General features: G+C 54.0%; 15 protein-coding genes. 9 read left to right on the top strand and 6 right to left on the bottom strand.

Annotated elements, in window-relative coordinates; all coding sequences use genetic code 11:
- The first annotated feature begins 1 nt into the window (after position 1).
- The 3 genes from ATY27_RS05350 (at position 2) to ATY27_RS05340 (ending at position 4,645) form a co-directional block, all read left to right on the top strand.
- Positions 2 to 1,564: a tryptophan halogenase family protein gene (locus tag ATY27_RS05350; protein ID WP_208930834.1), complete on the top strand. Its 1,563-nt coding sequence runs from the start codon at positions 2 to 4 to the stop codon at positions 1,562 to 1,564.
- An 18-nt stretch (positions 1,565 to 1,582) separates the two neighbouring features.
- Positions 1,583 to 3,697 (top strand): glycoside hydrolase family 97 protein, encoded by a 2,115-nt coding sequence (locus ATY27_RS05345; protein WP_208930835.1) that lies wholly within the window; start codon positions 1,583 to 1,585, stop codon positions 3,695 to 3,697.
- 78 nt (positions 3,698 to 3,775) lie between these two features.
- Positions 3,776 to 4,645, top strand: a complete 870-nt coding sequence (locus ATY27_RS05340) for a hypothetical protein (protein ID WP_208930836.1) — start codon at positions 3,776 to 3,778, stop codon at positions 4,643 to 4,645.
- A 2-nt stretch (positions 4,646 to 4,647) separates the two neighbouring features.
- Here ATY27_RS05340 and ATY27_RS05335 read toward each other — a convergent pair whose 3' ends face one another.
- The 4 genes from ATY27_RS05335 to ATY27_RS05320 all read right to left on the bottom strand — a co-directional run bounded on the left by ATY27_RS05335 (position 4,648) and on the right by ATY27_RS05320 (position 9,209).
- Complete coding sequence (locus ATY27_RS05335; RefSeq protein ID WP_208930837.1) at positions 4,648 to 5,763, bottom strand: Gfo/Idh/MocA family oxidoreductase; 1,116 nt, start codon at positions 5,761 to 5,763, stop codon at positions 4,648 to 4,650.
- A gap of 137 nt (positions 5,764 to 5,900) precedes the next feature.
- Positions 5,901 to 7,820, bottom strand: a complete 1,920-nt coding sequence (locus ATY27_RS05330; protein ID WP_208930838.1) for an amylosucrase — start codon at positions 7,818 to 7,820, stop codon at positions 5,901 to 5,903.
- Between the two features lie 305 nt (positions 7,821 to 8,125).
- Positions 8,126 to 8,662: an energy transducer TonB gene (locus tag ATY27_RS05325; protein WP_208930839.1), complete on the bottom strand. Its 537-nt coding sequence runs from the start codon at positions 8,660 to 8,662 to the stop codon at positions 8,126 to 8,128.
- A gap of 16 nt (positions 8,663 to 8,678) precedes the next feature.
- Positions 8,679 to 9,209, bottom strand: a complete 531-nt coding sequence (locus tag ATY27_RS05320; protein WP_208930840.1) for an energy transducer TonB — start codon at positions 9,207 to 9,209, stop codon at positions 8,679 to 8,681.
- A gap of 340 nt (positions 9,210 to 9,549) precedes the next feature.
- Between ATY27_RS05320 and ATY27_RS05315 the strand changes: the two genes are divergently transcribed.
- Together ATY27_RS05315 and ATY27_RS05310 are read left to right on the top strand one after the other, a co-directional pair.
- Complete coding sequence (locus ATY27_RS05315) at positions 9,550 to 9,843, top strand: hypothetical protein (protein ID WP_208930841.1); 294 nt, start codon at positions 9,550 to 9,552, stop codon at positions 9,841 to 9,843.
- Positions 9,844 to 9,993: 150 nt separating this feature from the next.
- A complete protein-coding gene (locus ATY27_RS05310) occupies positions 9,994 to 10,416 on the top strand; it encodes an SRPBCC family protein (RefSeq protein WP_208930842.1) in 423 nt (140 codons plus the stop codon).
- 82 nt (positions 10,417 to 10,498) lie between these two features.
- Here ATY27_RS05310 and ATY27_RS05305 read toward each other — a convergent pair whose 3' ends face one another.
- Positions 10,499 to 11,377 (bottom strand): sugar phosphate isomerase/epimerase, encoded by an 879-nt coding sequence (locus tag ATY27_RS05305; RefSeq protein WP_208930843.1) that lies wholly within the window; start codon positions 11,375 to 11,377, stop codon positions 10,499 to 10,501.
- Positions 11,378 to 11,451: 74 nt separating this feature from the next.
- Positions 11,452 to 12,474, bottom strand: a complete 1,023-nt coding sequence (locus tag ATY27_RS05300) for a LacI family DNA-binding transcriptional regulator (protein WP_208930844.1) — start codon at positions 12,472 to 12,474, stop codon at positions 11,452 to 11,454.
- Between the two features lie 340 nt (positions 12,475 to 12,814).
- Here ATY27_RS05300 and ATY27_RS05295 point away from each other — a divergent pair, with 340 nt between their 5' ends.
- The 4 genes from ATY27_RS05295 (at position 12,815) to ATY27_RS05280 (ending at position 17,411) form a co-directional block, all read left to right on the top strand.
- Positions 12,815 to 13,984: a Gfo/Idh/MocA family oxidoreductase gene (locus tag ATY27_RS05295; RefSeq protein ID WP_208930845.1), complete on the top strand. Its 1,170-nt coding sequence runs from the start codon at positions 12,815 to 12,817 to the stop codon at positions 13,982 to 13,984.
- Positions 13,985 to 14,051: 67 nt separating this feature from the next.
- Positions 14,052 to 15,107: a sugar phosphate isomerase/epimerase gene (locus ATY27_RS05290; protein ID WP_208930846.1), complete on the top strand. Its 1,056-nt coding sequence runs from the start codon at positions 14,052 to 14,054 to the stop codon at positions 15,105 to 15,107.
- Positions 15,108 to 15,226: 119 nt separating this feature from the next.
- A complete protein-coding gene (locus tag ATY27_RS05285; protein WP_208930847.1) occupies positions 15,227 to 16,462 on the top strand; it encodes a nucleoside permease in 1,236 nt (411 codons plus the stop codon).
- A complete protein-coding gene (locus ATY27_RS05280) occupies positions 16,455 to 17,411 on the top strand; it encodes a TIM barrel protein (RefSeq protein WP_208930848.1) in 957 nt (318 codons plus the stop codon). Before ATY27_RS05285 ends, ATY27_RS05280 begins: the two co-directional genes overlap by 8 nt.
- Positions 17,412 to 17,469: the final 58 nt, after the last annotated feature.

The following is a 17,469-nucleotide window of genomic DNA, read 5'->3' as shown; positions in this document are numbered from 1 at the left end:
CATGAGTGGCAACCTGCCTCCGTTTCATTTTGCCATCGTTGGTGGTGGTACCGCCGGCTGGATGGCGGCGTTGCTGTTTGCGCACAAATGGTTAAAGCCCGCGGCTGAACAGACAAGACCGGTGCAAATCACGCTGATTGAAGCCCCCGACATTGGCATTATTGGGGTTGGTGAAGGTTCGACGCCATCGCTGAAACGTTTTTTTCAGCAGCTTGGCATTGCCGACAGCGAATGGATGCCGGCCTGTCAGGCAACTTACAAAACCAATATTCGTTTTGTGAACTGGAGCCCGGCCGCTGCTGCGATGGGGCTCGGGTCCGACTACAGCCATCCGTTTATTTCTCAGCCGGATCTGCACAGCGAAACGGCGTTTTACAGCAATTGTTTTAAGCGCCGGCTAGGGCTTGCAGTGGAAACTTCACCGGAGAAATTCTTGCTCAATGGCTATTTGGCCGCGCAGCAGCTGGCACCGCTGACGCCGGCGAATTTCCCGTTTCGCATCGAATATGGTTTTCACTTTGACTCGGGATTATTGGGCCAGTTTTTAAAACAAAAGGCCTTAGCGATGGGCGTGCAGTATCAGGCGCTGACTGTGACAGCAGTCAATCAATTGCCGGATGGCCACATTGCCAGTCTGACCGGCGAGATTGCAGACGGCGACAGTAAAGTTGTCCAGACGCTGGACGCCGATTTTTTTATCGATTGCACCGGTTTTCGCGCCAACTTATTGCAGCAGACGCTGCAGGTGCCTTTTGAGTCTTTTGCCAGCAATCTGTTTAACGATGCGGCTGTGGTGCTGCCAACAGAAGCTTTTGCGATTCCACCGGTGGAAACCAAGGCCACAGCGCTGTCTAACGGCTGGGCCTGGCAAATACCGCTGCGCCATCGCAGCGGCAATGGTTATGTCTACAGCTCGGCTTTTATCTCCAAAGACGCCGCCGAGCTGGAATTACGTCAGCATTTGGGTTTGCTCGATAGTGAGGTGAATGCGCGCCATCTGCAGATGAAAGTCGGGCAGGTGACGCGCAGCTGGGAGAAAAACTGTCTGGCGCTTGGTTTGTCGCAAGGCTTTATCGAACCGCTTGAAGCCACAGCGCTGCATCTGGTGCAAAGTTCGATTGAGCAGTTTATCGATAGCTTTGCTGATTTTTCTACTGAAGGACAAGCCGAATTCAACCGCCAGGTGCATCAGCGCTTTGAGGCGGTGCGCGACTATATCGTCGCGCATTACAAACTCAGCAGCCGCAGCGACAGCCATTACTGGCGCGCCAATAGCAGCAATATGCAGTTATCGGAATCACTGCGGCAAATTTTGGATGTGTGGTTTCGTCAGGGCGATTTGGCGCAGGAGCTATCCCGCCAAGAGCAGGGCCGTCAGCAATCGGGCAGCCACTTTGGCGCCACGTCCTGGCACTGTCTGTTAGCCGGTTACGGCATCTTCCCGCCGCTGCGACAACCACAACCGGCAAACGTTAGTGATGCTTTTACTGAGCTGGAGCTGGCAGCCTTTTTCAACGGCTGCAGCCTGAATTTTCAGCCGCAGCATCTGTTGTGGACCCGTTAAAACCGTTTGGAGTGCGATATGGCTTTTTATCAAGCAAAGGGATGTGGCTGGTGGCTCAAGCAGGCCGTGGCGCTGCTGAGTCTACTGCTAAGTCTGTTGCCGGTGCAGGCCGAAGAGCAACTGGTGCAGCCACATCGCTGGCAGTTGCTGTCACCGGATAAACAAATAGCGCTGGAGTTAGTGCTGTCTCAAGATGCTCTGACCTATCAGATTAGTTACCGCGGCAAAGCAGTATTGAAGCCATCCGTGCTGGGCCTTGCTTTTAAAGGTCAACCGCTGCTAAAAACCGGCTTGCTGGCCAACAAAGTCAGCACGCGCAGTCATGATGCACAGTGGCAACCGGTCTGGGGCCAGCGTGCGCAGATCCGTGACCACTATAACGAAATCACGCTCACCTTGCGTGAAAGCGCAGCACCGGGTCGGCAATTCACGCTGGTATTTCGCAGTTTTGATGATGGCGTGGCGTTTCGGTATCAGGTGCCGGCACAAGCGGCGCTGGCCGGTGAGCTGGTGATCAGCGACGAGCTGACCGAATTTGCTTTTGCCCGCAACTTCTCTGCCTGGTGGGTGGAAGCCTACCGCAACTTGAGTTTTGAATACCAGTATATGAATTCGGCGCTGTCGAGCGTGTCGGTGGCGCACACGCCGTTGACGCTGACTGATGAGGGCATTGCGGTGGCCGTGCATGAAGCCGCGCTGGTCGATTACAGCTCGATGACGCTGCGCAATATCACCGACAACCATATCACTCTCAAAGCCGACCTGATGCCCTGGGGCGGCGCGAATGCCGGCGCCAATACCGGCACAGACAGTTTTGCCGCGGTGGACCGGGTTTATACTAAAGCACCATTTCAAAGCCCGTGGCGCACTATCCAAATCGCGCCGACCGAAGCGGCCTTGTTAAATTCCAGCCTGATCTTAAACCTGAACGAGCCGATGGCTGCCGGTACTGACACCAGTTACATCAAACCCGGCAAATACATGGGGATTTGGTGGGAGATGCACATCGGCGAAAAAGACTGGTCACCGGGTCCGAAGCAAGGCGCGACCACAGCGCGGGCTATGCAATATATTGATTTTGCCAGCAAACACGACATTGATGCTTTGTTAATTGAGGGCTGGAATCAGGGCTGGGAAGGGCAATGGTGGCAGCGGCCGCCAACGTTCAGCTTCACTGCGCCGGTCAAAGGTTTTGATATCGACAAAGTCGCCGCTTATGCCAAAGCCAAAGGTGTGGAATTGATTGGTCATCATGAAACGGCGGCCGGCATCAGTTATTACGAGCAGCAAATGGCTGATGCGTTTAAGTATTACCAGCGTCTTAGTGTGCATAGCGTCAAGATGGGGTATGTCGGCAAACGGCTGGATGGGCGCGAATGGCATGACGGCCAGTTCATGGTGCGGCACTTTAAAAAAGTGGTCGATACTGCAGCGGCGCATCAGGTGATGGTCAATGCGCATGAAACGGTCAAAGACACCGGCTTAAGCCGGACTTACCCAAATCTGATGACACGGGAGTCGGTGCGCGGCATGGAGTACAACGGCGGCAGTCCGGATAGCGGCAATTTGCCCAATCATACCGTGATCATTCCTTTTACCCGCGGTTTGTCGGGGCCCATTGATTTTACGCCCGGTATTTTTAACTTCAATTACCAGAAGCACAGGCCGAATAACCGGGTGCCCAGCACTCTGGCCAATCAGCTGGCGCTGTATGTCACGCTGTATAGCCCGCTGCAAATGGTGGCGGATTTACCGGAAAATTATGCCCCTGGCGGCAAGCTGCATCCGGCCTTTGCCTTTATCGATGCGGTGCCGACTGACTGGCGGCAAAGCATGGCGCTCGACGGAAAAATCGGTCAATACCTGGTGATGGCGCGGCAGGACAAACATTCTGAACGCTGGTTTGTCGGCGCCACCAGCAACGAACAGGCGCGCACGCTGCAACTGCCACTGCAGTTTCTGGACAAAAATCGCAGTTACGATTTGGTGATCTATCAGGACGCTGCAGATGCTCATTGGCAAACCAACCCGATGGCGTATCAGATTCAGCGCCGGCAAGTCAGCAGCAAAGATGTGCTGACACTGCAGCTGGCGTCGGGTGGCGGTGCTGCGCTGGAACTGATCCCGCGCTAAAGTGCGATCAGCACTCAGTGATTGAGTTATTGCCGGCAGCACTTTAGGATCAGGTTTTTTCGCGTACAGGATGTTGTGTTGGCTATTTTTGCGAAGTTCACGTCAGCGCTCAGTAAATGGTACACGCAACAGCTGGAACCTTTATGGTTCCGGCGGCGTCGGCCAAAACGCTTGCAAAGTTTTAGTCCGGCGCTAGAGCTGCCTCTGTTGCCGGTGGCACAGTTACAACTGCAAGGCAGTCAGGGCGGTGAATCGCCGTTAATCCGGCGTTATCAGCGTTATTATCAGCAGTTTTTGCATGCCGGGCGGCCGCAGCACGGCGGCATCGCGATGTTGCTGCCACTGCATCAATATTCAGACGCGGCAGCGTTCAACCGGCAATTAAAGAAAAACGCCGGTAATTTCTGGCGGGAAGCGGACAAAGCGCACCGCGCTGGCCTTATCGCACAGCCATTTATGAGCGCCAATTATACCCCTGATTTGCTTGAGATCCGCCGTTCACGCAAGATCAGGGCTTTTGGCCCGGTGCTGGATGCATTTACTTTGCAGCTTGCTGATCTCGGTGGGGCGCCGGCCGATCTGCAACCCCTGCAACTGCCGGTTCAGGCCGAACATTGGGATCTGTATGTCGGTGTGTTCAGGCCGCTGGCCGGATATCAGCAAGGTGCCGTGACCACGGATCAGCAGTTGCTGGCTTATGCCCGGCTGCACCGGATTGGCAACATGCTGCGTTACGCTGAACTGATGGGGCATGCACAGTATCAGCGGCACGGCGTGATGAGTTTGTTGCATCAGCAGGTGGTCGAACTGTTGCTGACACGCCAAACGCCCTGGTTGCAAGGTATTGAATATTTGAGTTATGGCGCTTTGGAGCAAGGCAGCGACGGCCTGATATTCTGGAAACGCAAAGCGCAATTCTTACCGCACTTGCTGGCCCCGGATGAATAAAGTCAGCTCATTGTAATAGTACGTTGCTCGCGGCTGCTTTGTAATGCCAACTCGATCAGTTCCAGCCCTAAAATTGCCTCGGCCAGTGGTACCGGTGCCGGGGCTTTGTCGCGCAAAAAAAGCGCCAGTTGCTGATAAAAATCAGCGTAGTCGCTGGCTGGAAACGAGATGGTCTCAGGTCCGGTTGCACGCCAGATCTCACCGAAACGGCCATCAGTACGCTGCTGCCAGGCAGCGGAGGTAAAAACCGCGGTAGGAGTAGCAGGGTTTTGCAGCAGCGCGTCGCGCAGGATTTGCTCCTGCGGGTCCAGCCGGTAACTGATAAAACTACCACCATTGCCGTGTAGTTCAAACCGTGGCGCCGGATGGGCGCAATAAGGCGATGAACTTAACAGCACCTGCCGTGCCGGTGTGGCTGGACTGGTAATGCCAGTCGCTGTTTCTGCCGTGACTGCCGGCTTCGGTGCATAATCGAGCCGCAGCTGAAATGCGTCGATAGCGCCCGTCGCACTGTCGTGAGTACGCAGGCATTGGCAACTGGCCGTGATGGCATCAGGTTTACCAAACAGCGCAATGGTCTGATCCAATAAATGTGGTGCTAAGTCATACAAAACGCCGTTACCGGGTTCCGCCGATTCTTTCCAGCGGGCTTGTACTGTGGGCCTGAAACGGTCGAATCTGGAATACATCAGCTGCACAGTGCCAAGATTTTCAGACCGCACCAGCTGTTGCAGCGCTATAAAATCATCATCAAAACGCCGGTTATGAAACACGGCAAGCTTGCGCTGCAGCTGCTCCGCCAATACTTGCAGCTCTATAGCTTCTGCAGCCGTCACCGCCAATGGCTTTTCCACCAATACATCTTTACCGGAAAGCAGCGCTGTTTTGGCCAGGCTGAAGTGCGCGCGGTTTGGCGCCGTGATCACAATCAGGCTGGCGTCGCTGTGTTGGAGCAGGCTGTCGGCATCCGGGAAAATCCGCACGTCAGGCCAGCACTGTGCCGCGTCCGACTGTGAGGTGCTGATGCCAGTCAACTCAAATTGTGCAGAGCTGGCGATAAAAGGCAGGTGGAACACCCGGGCCGACAGGCCAAATCCAATCACAGCAGTTTTTATCATCAGGCGCTCCGGCAGCAGTGTGGCAATTGATAACGATCATACCGGTCCTCCGCGGGTTTGTCCCTTGTTTCACGCCTTGAAACAACAGCGCCGGCTTGTTGGCGCCGGCGCTTTTGGTTGTAGTACGTCATGCATCGTTAGCTGATCAGCCACAGCACCTGATAGGCCGTCAGCGGCACAGCACCTGATTTCACTGTTGCGCCGGTTAGCTTATCAGTAAATGTCAGGCCATTTTCGCCGTGCCAGTATTGCGGATGTTCGCTGAAATTAGCGACAACGCGCAGCCGTTGGCCGTGTTGTTCCCGCTCAAAACTAAACAGATGTGGATTGTCGCTGGTTAAGATCCGGGTGGTGCCGTCGCCGAGGACCGGCAAAGAGGCACGGGTTTTCACCAAATGCTGCAATTGCTGGTAAATGCGGCCAGACAAAGTTTCCGGCTGAGCTGCTTCAGCCAGCTGTGCTGCTGTGACCGCAACGCGGTTGACCCAGCGGCTGTCGTCCTTTTTCGCCGGATCATTCACATAGCTGTAGTCATTACGCAGGCCCAGTTCATCGCCCATATACAGCAGCGGCAAACCGCCGATACTGAGGATGATGCTGTTCAGCAGGTAAATGCGCGCCAACGCATGCTGCAGATGTTGCTGATTTTGTTCAGCTTCGGCTTTGTCGACGCCGGCTAAGGACGCCAGCATGCCAGCCACGCGGCAGTCGCCGGTCAGCGGATTTTGCTGAAACGGCACCCCGCTGGCAAAACTGCCGGGGAACTGGCCGGAATAAAAATGATTGAGGAACTGGCGGTGGTGATCCGGATTCATCCCCAGCTGCCAGGCGATATTGTCGTCAAAGGTCCAGCCAATGTCGTCGTGGCAGCGGATGTAATTGACCCAGCTGCAATGCGGATCTATGGCAAAACGCCGTTGCAGGGATTCGGTCAAAAGCCGGGTCTTGCGCGTTGCTAAGGAATTCCACAGCAGCGCCATCAGCAGCGGGTTATAGGACAGCTGGCATTCGTTGGGCGCAATGTATTTCACCACTTCGTCCGGATGGACTATGGCTTCGGATTTAAACTGCAACGCTGGCGCTGCGATCCGCGCCACCGCATTAAATGCTTTGATCAATAAATGCGCTTTGGGCAGGTTTTCGCAGCCGGTGCCGGCTTCTTTCCAGACAAAGGCCAGCGCATCGAGGCGTAAAACTGCTGCGCCTTGGTTGGCGAGAAACAACATCTCTTCGGCCATCGCGCTGAACACCGCCGGATTGGCGTAATTCAGGTCCCATTGGAAGCTGTTAAAAGTGGTCCAGACCCAAAGGCCCGAGGCTTTATCCTGGGTAAAACAACCACGACGGATCTCCGGGAAAATTTCGCGCAGCGTCGGCGCGTAGCGGTCACGCTCGGCTTCGGTCAGGAAAAAATAATAGTCGCGATAAGCCGGGTCGCCGGCTTTGGCTTTTTCCGCCCAGCGGTGTTCATCGGAGGTGTGGTTAAAAACAAAATCCAGTACAGGCCGGATGCCCTGCTGATGCAATTCCTGCATCAGACTGGATAACTGCGCCATAGTGCCAAGGGTTGGCATGGTGCTGCGGTAGTCCGACACGGCATAACCGCCGTCACTGTTTGGCTCTGGTGCTTTAAACAGCGGCATCAGGTGCAGATAATTGATACCGGTTTGTTTTAAATAAGGAATACGCTGTTTTAAGCCGTCGAAATCGCCGGCAAATAAATCAACGTAACAGGCAGAACCCAGCGCCTGGTTACTTTTGTGCCAGTGTTGCGGCGCGGCGTCTTCGGCCTGCAGATATTCCGGCCGCTGCGCCGCGCTTTTTGCCAGCAGTTTCAGCAGCTGCTCCAGCTGATAATAACAGTCAAACAAATCGCCATAGAGTTGCAGATAGAGCCCCAGCAGTTCTGGCAGCACTTGCGCCAAACGCGGTTGTAAAGCCGGCCAGCTGGATTTGGCGGCGGTTTTTAAGCTGGCGCTGTGGCGTTTGAGCAGGATCTCCGCTTCACGCTGCAGCAATGCCGGCTCAGCCAGCAACTGGGCAATAGTGTTTGGCATATCGTCTGGTCCGTTTCTTGCCTTGTCGGCACGCTTTCTATTTATTGTGTGGCGATCGCACTGTGTCAGGCACAGCGAATCGTTATCGTTTAGTTTTACATCAGTTTATAACTGGCGTACAGCATAATCTTAATCGATTTAGAAAAAAGTGCAAGGGCCAGTCAGACCGAATGTAAAACGTGGATTTCTGCGTATTTATTGCTATTGGATCACACAGTGGTAAACAGGCAGGCAGCGGGGGAGCCGCGTATCAACAGCCAGGGCAACAGAGCGGGTAAGTCTGATACCCGCCCGAGGGTCGCTGCTTATATCGGAGGGTTGAGATGTTTGGCCGGCCCAGGGCGGCGGATGACAAACCCAATACTGGTTTTGACGTCTTCGCCGCTGCAACGGGTGTTTTCCCGCATCTTTGTTTCAAAACAATTGGTGGCCGGTAATGTTGCTGTCGACATGCAGTATTCAAAACGGGTACTGGTTTTAACTGGTGCAGTTAACAGGCCGGCTGGCAGCTGCTGCCAGTCCCAGCGTTTGACCTGTGACAGCGCTTCTTTACCAAAGTATCTGCTGGTCGCTGTGACCAGGCGCAAATCTTTGATTTGATAATCCGGCGTAATGACATATTCAACTGTGGCACAGCCGCTGTTATTGCCCGCCTTGGCATCTTCAATAGGATACTTCGGCTCGGTCCGTTGCATCGCCTGCCATTTGGGTTGCAACAACACAGCTTCAGTCAGTGGCAAGTTGGCATAGGGACTGACTTTGGCTGGTTTGCCGGTACTGGTGCAGCCAGCCACGAGCAGCATAAAAATACTGAAACTGGTCAAACGATTAAATGTGCGCATTTGAAACATCCTGATGTTACGGAACCTTTTTGCGAATACGATAGCCGACGGATGTCTGCACGTCGGTGCCTGTGCATTCGGTGTTTTGTTGCATCAGGGCCCGGTTACATTCATCGTCAGGACCCACTTTGCTGGATACACAATATTCAAAGCGGGTGCTGGTTTTCAGCGGCGTATGCAAGAGGCCGGCGGGTAACTCCTGCCAGCGCCAGCGTTTTACCTGCGTCAACGATTCTTTGGCAAAATGCTTACTGGTGGCGCTGACCACACGCAGATCTTTGATTTGATAATCCGGTGTGATGACGTACTCGACCGTGGCACAGCCATTGCGGCCTTTTATTGCTTCTTCGATTGGGTACCTGGGCTCAAAGCGTTTTAATAGCTGCCACTGGGGTTTTAACAATTCTGCGTCGGTTACCGGCAGTGCTGCGTACAGGCTGGTGTTAGTTGCAGCGGCCTCAGTCGCAACCGGAGCTGAGGTCGTGCTGCTGCAGGCACCAAGTCCGGCTAAACATAAAACGACGGAAGTTCTGAGAAAGAGTCGCATGCTAAACAGTCCTTGTTATTGAAACATCTGGGTGTCGAGGTTATCGTAGACGATTGAAAAAAAGCAAGTTTGTTTCGGGGAGGGTTACAGAATTTTGTCAGCAGAACGATATCGGCCCGACCTGCAGGGAAGAAAAAATGAGCCTGTCTGTTCATATCAATTTTAATGGCCAATGCCAGCAGGCGTTTGAGTCTATGCGGCCGTGTGATTGGACGAAATCGGCAGCAAGCCAGCCCGGTCCGGGTTGGTCAGTTTGGGCTAACTGCTGCTGATGTTGGCAGGAGTTCCGACTTGCGCTCTATAGTGAAGCGATACGATATTACAACTGAGGCGTGGCCCTATGCTGCTTGTTTCATCGCAATCCCTCACTGTGCTGCAACTGGCTGCGCGGGTGTTACTTGGTACGCTGCTGGTTTTGTTATTGCCCCTGCTGGCGATGCTGTGGAGCAGCGAAGTGCGGTGGGGACCTGCTGATTTTGTCGCAGCGGGCTTGTTGTTGTTTATGACCATCTTTGGCGCACAGTTAGGCTGGCGCTATCTGCCTGCCGGACGCTGGCGGCTTTTGGCGGTGGTGTTCCTGATAACGTCAGCCTTCATGTTATGGGTTGAGCTGGCGGTTGGGATTTTCTGGTAATTAAGTGTTTTCCCGCCCGTTGGCGTTAAAGAGATCTGTGGTCTTGATACAATTTTTCCAGTTGCTGTCGAAATCTATCCACCAAAGCCGACCATGGCAGCGGACCTGCTTGCTGGTCTGTAGAAAACCGATATTGTTTACCATGGAGCGATGATGAAAATTTCAATTGAAACAACAGTAAAAGCCTCGCTGGAACAGGTTTGGCAGTGTTTTGTCACGCCGGCGCATATCACTGGCTGGAACTTCGCGATTACAGAATGGTGTTGCCCCAAAGCCGAACTGGATTTGGTCGAAGGGGGCACCTTCAATTACCGGATGGAAGCAAAAGATGGGTCTTTCGGTTTTGATTTTGCTGGAAATTTTATTGCGATCACGCCGCATCAGTTGATTCGTTATCAGCTGGGGGACGCGCGTCTGGTGGACGTTCGGTTTAGCGAGAGCCCGCAAGGCATCAGAGTACAACAAACCTTTGAGGCGGAAGATGAACATTCCGCCGAGCAGCAACGGCAGGGCTGGCTCGGCATTTTGCAGAATTTTAAGGCCTATGTTGAAAGTAAAAATGCAGCGTCATAACACAACGCTGCACTTGAACCATGACTAAATAAGCCGCGACCGGCTGGGGTTAAACCGCAAACGCACTGGTATAAACAGCCGTTCAGCCTTTCAGTACCTGCGACAGCGCCTGATAACCCTGCCGGATAGTCGTGATCCGGTTGTTGGAGTTGTCGTGTTCGATGAACTGGTGGCGGATGCCGGCTTGCCCGGCCTTAGCGAAAATAGCTTTAAAATCAATAGTGCCTGTGCCGACGTCGACCATAGCGCCGTCTTTCGCCATATCTTTGACGTGCACCAGTGGGAAGCGCCCCGGATTGGCTGCGAATAATGTCAGCGGGTCCACACCGGCTTTGACGGCCCAGAACAGGTCCAGCTCCATCTTGACTAATTCTTTGTCGGTTTCGCTCAGTAACACGTCGTATGGCAGACCACCTTTAACCGGCGTCAGCTCAAAATCATGGTTGTGATAAGCCAGCTGCAGGCCAGCGTCTTTGATTGGTTTGGCAAAGCCGTTCAGTTCGACCGCCAGCTTTTTATAGTTGTCGACTGAATCGCCGCGCTGCTCTTCGGATATCCAGGGCAGCACAATATATTGATGGCCAATCACTTTGGCATCTTTGATCACTTGTGGCAGGGCACTTCTGAGTACGTCCAGCGGTACATGCACCGATGGCGCAGAGAGACCGTTGGCATCAAGCAGTTTGCGGATATCCTCGGCGCTGTGGCCAAAATAGCCGGCGAATTCGACATCGCCATAACCGACGCCTGCGACTAACTTCAGTGTGTCGGCGACACTTTTCTCCATCATGTCACGCAAGGTATAGAGCTGCAGACCGGTTTTTTTCACAGCGCTGCTGCTTTGGCTCTCAGCGAGCGCCTGCAAAGGGTTGCCGAGCAGAGTCAAAGCGGCGATGCCGGCGCAGCTTTGCTGCAGAAACTGACGGCGGCCTGGTGATAGCAAATTTGGGGTCGTGATCATGATGAAGCTCCCTGTTGTTGTCTTGGTTCAGATAGCGGATTTACTATCTGCGCTAGCAATCTTTTACTGGTCTTTTACTGGCCTGGGGCCGGTCCGGTACTGGCTCTGACCACCAGATCAAAAGGCAAAATCACTTTCGGCGCTTTACTGAGCCGGCCTTCCAGCACATCTATCAGCAATCGCACCGCTGTGCGGCCGAATTCTTCGGCAGGTTGGGCTATCGTGGTCAGTGGCGGATCGGTAAAAGCGGCAAATGAAATATCGTCAAAGCCGGCCACGGAAATATCAGCCGGCACGCGCAAACCCTGTTGTTTAATGCGCTGAATGGCACCAATCGCCATCTCGTCATTTTCACAGAAAATAGCCGTCGGCGGATTCGGCAGGGCCAGTAAATCACCGGCGGCCTGAAAGCCGGATTGCAGCGAGAAATTGCCTGGTGACAGTAATTCTTCCGCAAAAGGCACGCCAGCGGCCTGCAGTGCGTCGCGATAACCAGCGACCCGGTCGCGGGTCAGCGGGCTGCGCGCCGGGCCTTTAATCATCGCAATGCGCCGGTGTCCCAGCGCCAATAAATGTTCGGTCATCGCACTGGCTGCCGCGCGGTTATCCAGCACGACAGTAGGGCAAGGTGCTTTGTCGAGCACTTCACAGGCATTGACCATTGGCAATAAGGCTGGCGCTTCGTCATTGGGTTCTGCCGGCTCTGCGGCGCTAAAAGGATTGTGCGCACGCAGCTGAATGAGGCCATCCGCCTGCGAGGTCTGCACCATCTTGGCGTAGGCCGCTTCCATTTCGTCATCACCGAGCGTGTTGCCAAGCAGCAGCGCATACTGGTTTTCGTGCGCGGCTTCCTGCATGCCGCTGATGACGCGGGCGAAAAACACGTTGGCGACGGTCGGCACCAGCACCACTAAATTGTGGGTTTTGCCGGAGCGAAACCGTACCGCCATTAAATTGGGTTTGTAGCCAGCAGCTTTGACAGCGGCCAGCACTTTGTTACGGGTTTTCAGCGACACCAAATCGGGTTGCTGCAAAGTCCGGGAGACTGTTGCCACGGACACTTCGGCCAAACGGGCCACTTCGCGGATATTGGACATAAGCGTTCTTTTTGTTGGATCCAAACCGGCATTCTACTCAGTTCCGTGACTGATGATGCAATAGCTTTAAATGTAACCGGTATCATTTATAAGGGATATTCGCCGCGCTGTGAAGGGGTTTTGTGGCTTTTCTGAGCAATAAATTAGTGCAAATGCTCGTTTTTGGTGCGGTGCATATTTTGGTTTTGCGCAAAAATGACGCAAATATTTTGCTTTTGGCCGGATTTTAGGTTGACGCGGCAAAATGTAATCCGTTACATTTTTTAAATCAGGCATGGCTGAAGTTGCTGCAACAGCATGCCCCCGGTTTTTCCACACAGCTTTTGGCAGGGATACACAGATGAGTCAGCCGATCCGACCCCGTTCGCAGAAAATTCGTTTAGGCATGCTCGGTGGGGGCGAAGGTGCTTTTATCGGCGCCGTGCATCGTCACGCCGCGGCGCTTGATGGGCAGACCGAGTTGGTTTGCGGTGCCTTTAGCCGCGACGCCGGCAATAACCAGCGCACCGGCGCGGCGCTTGATCTCGCGCCACAGCGTGTATACGACAGTTGGCAGCAGATGTTAGACGCAGAAGCGGCCTTGCCGGAACATGAGCGGATGCAGCTGCTGGTCATTGTCACGCCCAATCAACTGCATGTACCGGTCAGCCGCGCTGCGATTGCGGCCGGCTTTCATGTGTTTTGTGAAAAACCAGCCGGTGTCACGCTTGCTGAAACAGAATTGCTGGCGGCTGAGCTGGCACAAAGCGACCGCTTATATGGTCTGGCGCATACGTATCTGGGTTATCCGATGGTATGGCAGGCCAAACAGCTGGTGGCGGATGGTGTGCTTGGCACTTTACGCAAAATCTATGTCGAATACCCACAAGGCTGGCTGACTGACAACTTAGAAGCCAGCGCGCAGAAACAAGCGAGCTGGCGCACCGATCCGGCGCAGGCCGGCAATAGCGGCTGCATGGCGGATATCGGCACGCATGCGTTTGGCCTCGCCGAATTTATCAGCGGTCAGCGCATCAATCAGCTTTGTGCTGAACTGGCCAGTCATGTGCCGGGCCGCCGGCTCGACGATGACGGTGCGGCGTTATTTAAAACCAGCGGCGGCGCCAGTGGCGTGCTCATCGCCAGTCAAATCTGTGCCGGTGAAGAAAACGCGCTGAAAATTCGCCTCTATGGCGACAAAGGCGGGCTGGAGTGGCAGCAGATGGAGCCAAACAGCATCATAGTGCGGCCACATGGCGCACCATTTTATCTGTTGCGTGCTGGTGCCGGTCAGGCTGGCCTTGGCGCAGAAGCACTGAAACGTTGCCGCTTACCGGCCGGGCATCCGGAAGGATATTTAGAAGCGATGGCGAATCTGTACCGTGATTTCGCCAACGCGATCCGCGCCGGTGAGCGCGGCACGCCAGGTGGCGTGCCAGGCATCAGCGCCGGCTTACGCGGGATGGCTTTTATCGACACAGTCAGTACCACCAGTGCAGAAAAATGGCAGACCGTGCCGGATGTCGGCTAGAGCAACGCGATATCGGGCCTGATCTGGTCTAAACAATTTATACGAGCCATTTTTGCGAGGACACACAATGCAGAGTATTCAGGGCCCGGCGATTTTTCTGGCGCAGTTTATGGGCGACAGTGCGCCATTTAACAATCTCATCACGATGGCGAAATGGGCAGCGGACTTAGGCTACAAAGGCATTCAGGTGCCGACCAACGACCCGGCGCTGTTTGATTTGGAAAAAGCGGCAGCAAGTCAGGCCTATTGCGATGACATCAAAGCGCAATGTGCCGCCGTTGGCATCAGCATCACCGAGTTATCGACACACCTGCAGGGCCAGTTAGTTGCCGTGCATCCGGCTTACGACGAACTGTTTGATAACTTTGCGCCGGCACATTTACGTGGCAAGCCAAAAGAACGGACTGAGTGGGCGATTGCACAGCTGAAGCTGGCAGCGAAAGCCAGTCAGAATCTCGGCCTCAAAGCGCATGCGACCTTCTCCGGCGCTTTGTTGTGGCATCTGGTTTATCCGTGGCCGCAAAGACCGGCGGGTCTGGTTGAGCAGGGTTTTGCTGAACTGGCCGCGCGCTGGTTACCGATTCTGGATGCCTTTGATGCGGCCGGTGTCGATGTTTGTTATGAAATTCATCCTGGTGAAGATTTGCATGATGGCGCCAGTTTTGAGCGTTTTTTAACAGCCACCAACAATCATCCGCGCGCCAATATCCTGTTTGATCCCAGCCATTTTGTGTTGCAGCAACTGGATTATCTGGCCTTTATTGACCGCTACCATGACCGCATCAAAATGTTCCATGTCAAAGACGCTGAATTCCGGCCGGACGGTCGCGCCGGCGTCTATGGCGGTTATCAGGACTGGGTGGACAGACCCGGACGGTTTCGTTCATTAGGCGATGGCCAGGTCGATTTCAAAAGCATTTTCAGTAAGTTAACTCAGTATGGTTATCAGGGCTGGGCGGTACTGGAATGGGAGTGTTGTTTAAAAGATTCGGCACAAGGCGCGCAAGAAGGCGCACCTTTTATTGCCGCGCATCTGATTCACCGCGCCACCCGCGCCTTTGATGATTTCGCCGGGGGCAGTTCGGATACCGCGCGCAACCGGCGCATTCTTGGTTTGGAATAGCAGGCGGCAGTCACAATTTTTTCGAGTCTGACCACAGGAACCGGTGTAGCGCGATGACCGGTTTCGTTAATACCTAAAGCGCAACAGACAATACAACAACAAAAATCGAGGGGATGACGATGAGTACAATAAAAATACGCCTCAGTACCATGATGTTTCTGCAGTTTTTTATCTGGGGCGGCTGGTTTGTCACCCTGGGCACCTTTTTAAGCCAGAACCTGGGCGCCGACGGCCCGCAAACCGGTATGGCATTTTCCACCCAAAGCTGGGGCGCTATTATTGCGCCGTTTTTTATCGGTTTAATCGCCGACCGCTTTTTTAATGCCGAACGCATATTGGCGGTGCTGCACCTGATTGGCGCGGTGCTGATGTATCTGATGGCGCAGGCTACTGATTTCGCCGCGTTTTATCCGCTGGTGCTCGGTTATATGCTGGCTTACATGCCCACTTTAGCGCTGGTCAACTCGGTGTCTTTTGGTCAGATGCAACAGCCGGAACGTGAGTTTGGTCAAATTCGCGTCTGGGGCACTATCGGTTGGATAGCAGCAGGCCTTGTCATCAGTTATCTGTTTGGCTGGGATGCCGCTGAGGCGATTGCGGCCGGTGCTTTGCAAAACACTTTCCTGATGTGTGCGGCCGCATCTTTAGCGCTTGGTTTGTATAGCTTTACGTTACCGGCGACACCGCCTGCTGCACGGGGTACCGACGTCAAGCTGGGTGAGCTGATTGGCCTGGATGCGCTGAAACTATTAAAAGATCGCAATTTCGCGCTGTTTTTTGTTTCATCAATTCTGATTTGTATCCCGCTGGCATTTTATTACCAAAATGCCAACCCGTTCCTGACTGCCGTTGGTGTAGAAAATGCCACCGGCAAAATGACGTTGGGTCAGGTGTCTGAAGTCGCTTTTATGCTGGCGCTGCCGCTGTTTTTAAATCGTTTTGGTATCCGCTGGACGCTGATTTTAGGCATGGCGGCCTGGGTGCTGCGTTATGTGCTGTTTGCGTATGGCGATGCTGGTAGTGGTATGGCCTTGTTACTGGTTGGCATTGCGCTGCACGGTATTTGTTATGACTTCTTTTTTGTCTCCGGTCAGATTTACACCAACAGCAAAGCCGGTCCGGCTTACAAGAGCGCAGCACAGGGGCTTATTACGCTCGCGACTTACGGTATCGGCATGCTGATTGGCTTTAGTGTGGCAGGGCAAGTAACACAGGCCTACACCACAGCTTCGGGTGCCGACTGGACGCACATCTGGTTATTCCCGGCTGGTTTTGCTGCGGTGGTGCTGGTGCTGTTTGCGCTGATTTTCAAAAACGAGACCTTAGCTGCAGCTCAGGATGGCCGTCATGACTAAAACCACGGAGTCCACAGGCGTTTCCCGTCGCAGCATGCTGAAACAACTGGCGGCGGGCGGTGTGGCACTTGGCGTCGCCGGGCCGTCATTATTACTGAGCGGCTGTGCTGCAACTGCAGCGCAATCAACACAGGCAGCGGCCAGCGCAGATGACGTAGATGACGAAAAGCCGGCACTAAAAGGCCGGGTCCATCATTCGGTCGCCAGCTGGACTTATGCCCATCTGTCGATTGAGGAGCTGTGTCAGCTGGTTAAATCCTTAGGTTTTAGTGCGATTGATTTGGTCGGGCCAAAAGACTGGCCGACGTTAAAAAAATACGGCATCGACTGCTCGATGTGTAACGGCGCTGAGATCAATCTGGTCGATGGCTGGTGCAATCCGCAGTTTCACCCGGAGCTTATCAAGCGCTATCGCGCCCATATCGATTTGGTCGCCGACGCCGGTTATACCAATCTGATTTGTTTCTCCGGCAATGCCAGAGGCATGGACCGGGAAACGGCGCTGAATCACGCTGTCGTGGGTTTATCACAAATTCTGCCGCAGGCAGAAGCCCGTGGCGTGGTGCTGCAGATGGAGCTGTTTAACAGCAAAGTTGACCATCCGGATTATCTGGCGGATAGCTCAGGTTTTGGCATTGAGCTGTGTAAGCGACTGAAATCGAATCACTTTAAGCTGCTGTATGACATCTACCATATGCAAATTATGGAAGGGGACATCATTCGCACTATCCAGGATAACCATCAATATTTTGGCCATTACCACACTGCCGGGGTGCCGGGACGGCATGAAATTGATGAGACGCAGGAGTTGTATTACCCGGCGATCGCCAAGGCGATAGTCGCGACCGGCTTTAAAGGGTATCTGGCGCAGGAATTTATTCCAACGCCAGCGACACCAGAGGGCAAAGTGCAATCACTGGCGGACGCTATCCGCATTTGTGATGTTTGAACCGGGGTGAGCCAACTTTAAGCGCTGAGACTCAGTACAAAAAGAGTACGCAAAAAGA

Source organism: Rheinheimera sp. F8 (assembly GCF_001518915.1).
This window is presented reverse-complemented; position numbering and strand designations above follow the sequence as displayed.